Annotated in this window: 4 protein-coding genes; 2 read left to right on the forward strand and 2 right to left on the reverse strand. The window is 59.9% G+C overall.

Annotated elements, in window-relative coordinates; translation table 11 throughout:
* Positions 1 to 579, reverse strand: a 579-nt coding sequence (gene cpaB, locus WBR57_RS23435) for a Flp pilus assembly protein CpaB (protein WP_424087094.1), incomplete at its 3' end; no start/stop codon positions are given.
* Positions 580 to 911: 332 nt separating this feature from the next.
* Here cpaB and WBR57_RS23440 point away from each other — a divergent pair.
* Positions 912 to 1,109, forward strand: a complete 198-nt coding sequence (locus WBR57_RS23440) for a Flp family type IVb pilin (RefSeq protein ID WP_424087096.1) — start codon at positions 912 to 914, stop codon at positions 1,107 to 1,109.
* A 49-nt stretch (positions 1,110 to 1,158) separates the two neighbouring features.
* A complete protein-coding gene (locus WBR57_RS23445; protein WP_424087098.1) occupies positions 1,159 to 1,560 on the forward strand; it encodes a response regulator in 402 nt (133 codons plus the stop codon).
* A gap of 38 nt (positions 1,561 to 1,598) precedes the next feature.
* On the opposite strand, the gene WBR57_RS23450 is transcribed toward WBR57_RS23445, so the two are convergent.
* Positions 1,599 to 3,281, reverse strand: a complete 1,683-nt coding sequence (locus WBR57_RS23450) for a ShlB/FhaC/HecB family hemolysin secretion/activation protein (protein WP_424087100.1) — start codon at positions 3,279 to 3,281, stop codon at positions 1,599 to 1,601.
* Between the last annotated feature and the right edge of the window lie 283 nt (positions 3,282 to 3,564).

The raw sequence follows: 3,564 nt of genomic DNA on the forward strand, positions 1-3,564 counted from the left end.
TACGGCGGGCTTGCCGTCGTTGGCCAGGCCCATTTGGTCACCGACGCTGAGCAGGCGCATGGCCGGCAGCACGATCTGCGCCGACTGTTCGGCGTTACCCGCGTCCTGGCGCAGGAACAGCAATACATCCACGTAGTCGCCCGGGGTCAGTTGGCCGGCGGCGCCGATCACCTCATCCACCGCGACAGCCAGCGCCCGCTCGTTGGGGCGAATCATGCGGGCGAGCGGGCCGCCGGCGGTGAAGCTTTCTTCGGTCAGCCACGTGCCGGCAGCCAGGGTGCGCTGGGGCATACGGCCAATAGCCTGGTCGAGCTGGGTCAGGCTGCCGGCGGGCGCGGTGCGCAATTTTTCTATGGCCAGGTCTGCGGCAGTCAGCGGCGCGAAGGCGGAGACCTCACGCACCAGGACCACCACCGGTTGACGGTTTTGATCTTCGGCGGAGGGGACGGGGTTTGCGACGGAAACGACAGGTGCTGCGACAGGTTCAGGTTGGCGGCTCAACACCAGCCCCCAATAACCCGCGATGATTGCCCCGATCAGCAGCACGCCGGCCAGGACCATGCTGATACGACTGTTCATGACGGCTCTCCCTTTCCCGTTGCACTGCACTTGCGCGTTATTCCAAACGTGCTACTTCGCAACCTGGCTGTGATGAACATCTAACGATTTGGCTATTTGAAGGTAGCTCAGCTAGGACGAAATGCCATTACCTGACGAAAAATTTAGCTGAACTTTAAAAGTTGCCTGTTAATACCGCGTCCTTGTGGGGGCCACGATCTGACTAATGCTTTGTGATTAATCCGTTATTACAGTTGTGAGGCTGGGGTTTGTTGACAATGCTCTAGTGGCACACCGCAGTTATTCGGTACTAGAGCCCTTCCGGCGTTGGTGGCGTTTTAAGGAGAAGTCTGATGTTCCTTGACCTGATGTTGAAAATTTATGTTCAGTCGCAACTTTTCTTCAAGCGCAAAGACGGCGCTTCAGGTATTGAGTACGCGATCATCGTCGCGCTGGTAGCGCTCGTTATTGTCGGTGCCGGTACAGGACTTGGAACCAAGATAAGTGCTATTTTCACAAACATGTCGACCAAAATGCCGACAGGGACTTGAGGTTAAGTTGCGCTAGCGATTACATATATTCCTTCTTGCAGGTACGGCCATGAGCACATCTTCTTCACGCCAACAAATATTATTGGTGGACGATGAAGAGGACGCGCTTATCGAACTTGCCGAATCCCTCGGTAATGAGGGATTTGTCTGTTTTACCGCCAATTCCGTCACCTTCGCCCTGCAGGAACTGACACTTCACCCCGATATCGCGCTGGTCATCACCGACCTGCGCATGCCCGAGGAAAGTGGCATCTCCTTGATCAGGCGCCTGCGCGAACACACCTCACGTTCACACCTGCCGGTGATTGTGATGTCCGGCCATGCCGAGATGGATGACGTCAGCGACATGCTGCGCCTGCAGGTGCTGGACCTTTTTCGCAAGCCCATCTACCTGGTGCGGTTGATCGACACCTTGAACAGCTTGTTTCCCCTCGGCAAGTCTCATCCGTAATGGACGGCAGCGCCCACTTTGATGGGCGCTGCCTCGGATTAGAGCTGATAACTGAAACTCAACGAATACCGCGGCTTGCGGTTGAAGTTGTCGAGTGCCACGTCCGACATCGGCTTGGCCGCTTCCAGGGCGATGTTGTAATACTTGGCGTCGCCAAAGCGCAGGCCCAGCGCCGCCGATGACAGGTCATTGCCTTTGACCGGCAGGTCGTTGAACCAGGTTTTGGCACGGTCGAACACAACATACGGCTGCAGGATGCGCACCCATTCGCCGGCGCGGTTGTAGCTATAGTTGACCTCGTACGCCGCGCCCCACCCCTTGTCGCCCGAGCCTTGGTCATCGGGGTAGCCGCGACCGAAATTCTGCCCGCCGAAGGTGGCGCGTTCGCTGTCGGGCAGGGTGTCGTCACTCCAATACAGCGCGCCGGACAGCACGCCCTGCCAGTTATCGAAGAGCGTGTTGCTCTGTACGCCCGACAGGCGCACGCGGAAGAAATCCAGGTCCGGCTTGAGGCCGCCGAAATCCGTGTGGGTCTTGGCGCCCATGCCGTTCATGCCCTGGTACAAACCGGCGCTGAGAATGCGCAGTTGCGTGGTGTCGGCCTTGCGCCAGTCGCCCTCGAAGGCCAGTGCGCGCAGGTCGGTTTGTATCTGCAGGCGTTGCGGCAAGCCTTTCAGCTTATAGCGAGTGGTCTGGTCGACGGCGTAGTAGCGCGCGCCCAGGCTCAGTGACTCGTTGGGCGAGGCGATCAGCGGATGGCTGAGGCCGATGGAGTAGCGGTCGATTTCCTGATGCGGCTTGAGTTCGAGCCCGTCGCCCAGTTGCAGGCTGGTGCGTGGGTCGGCGCGGTAGCGTTCGCCGGACAACACCAGTTGCGTGCCCTCGGCATTCACGAATTGGCTGTAGGCCGCGCGGTAGTAATGCTCTTTATCGTCGCCAGGCGGGAACAGGCCACTGATGCTCAGTTGTTCGCCCATGGAGGTCCACGCGTTGCTGGTGGCCGTCAGCAGCGCCTGGGTGCCGCCACGGCTGGCTTCGTTCAGGCTCATGCTGGTGGTGAAGGGCTTGCGGCTGGCGGAAATTTGCATGTGGGTGCCGCCATCCGTGGTGCCCGGCGGCGGCACCTGGGCTTGCAAGGTCACCCCGGGGATGGCACTCATCAGCGTGGTGTAGCGCTCGAAGGTCTTGCGCGTGAGCGGGCGTTCGGCCTTGAGTTTCTCGGCGAGTTTATCGATGTAGGACGAGACCGCGCCGATGTCCCCCTGCAGTTCATAGTCGCGGATATAACCCTCGACCAATACCACGTGCACCAGGCCACCTTCGAAGCGTTGCTCGGGCAGGAACGCATAGGACAGCAGGTAACCATCCTCCTGATAGCGCCGGGTGATGCTGCGGGTGGCTTCGATCAATTGCGCCAAGTCTGTTTCATGGCCAATCAGCGGCTCGAACACCTGCGCGACGTCCTTGAGCGGGTAGACCGTACCGCCGTCGATCTGCAGCTTGGTGATGGTGACTTTGGTGTCCATCAACAAAGGCTGCGCGGCGGTGGCGGCGGGCGTGGGCAACTGGGTATGCGGCGTCGCTGGCCGGTAGGCGTCGGCGGGCAGGTTGGGCACCGGCAGGTTGCGGATGGTGTCGTTGCTGTTGAGGAAGCTGGGCAGGGTATCGGCGTGGGCGTAAGCACTGAGGGTAAGTAGCAACAACGGGGTCAAAGCGCGCATAGGACACTCCATGGTCATAACTGCAGCAGCGTTTCGCAGACTCCCGCCGGGCTCTGGGGGCGCGGTTCGGGTGCTTTCAGGGATCGATCATTGATCCATAAAAAAGACGAGAGACTTATTCGGTCTCTCGTCTCAACCAAGCGTAGGCGCTGTAGGTGAGGCCGTCTAATCGGCCAGGTGCAATTCTATTTTCTGCCGGCCAGGCCACCCAACAGCCCGCCGACAAGACCACCATTGGCACTCGCGCCTGCGCCGGCCGAAGCACCGGCACCCACGCTCACGC

This window comes from Pseudomonas sp. (assembly GCF_049590575.1).
Taxonomy (GTDB): Bacteria; Pseudomonadota; Gammaproteobacteria; order Pseudomonadales; family Pseudomonadaceae; genus Aquipseudomonas.

Coding starts and splice junctions, on each gene's coding strand:
- WBR57_RS23440 (WP_424087096.1), top strand. CDS start 912: ATGTTCCTTGACCTGATGTTGAAAATTTATGTTCAGTCGCAACTTTTC.
- WBR57_RS23445 (WP_424087098.1), top strand. CDS start 1,159: ATGAGCACATCTTCTTCACGCCAACAAATATTATTGGTGGACGATGAA.
- WBR57_RS23450 (WP_424087100.1), bottom strand. CDS start 3,281: ATGCGCGCTTTGACCCCGTTGTTGCTACTTACCCTCAGTGCTTACGCC.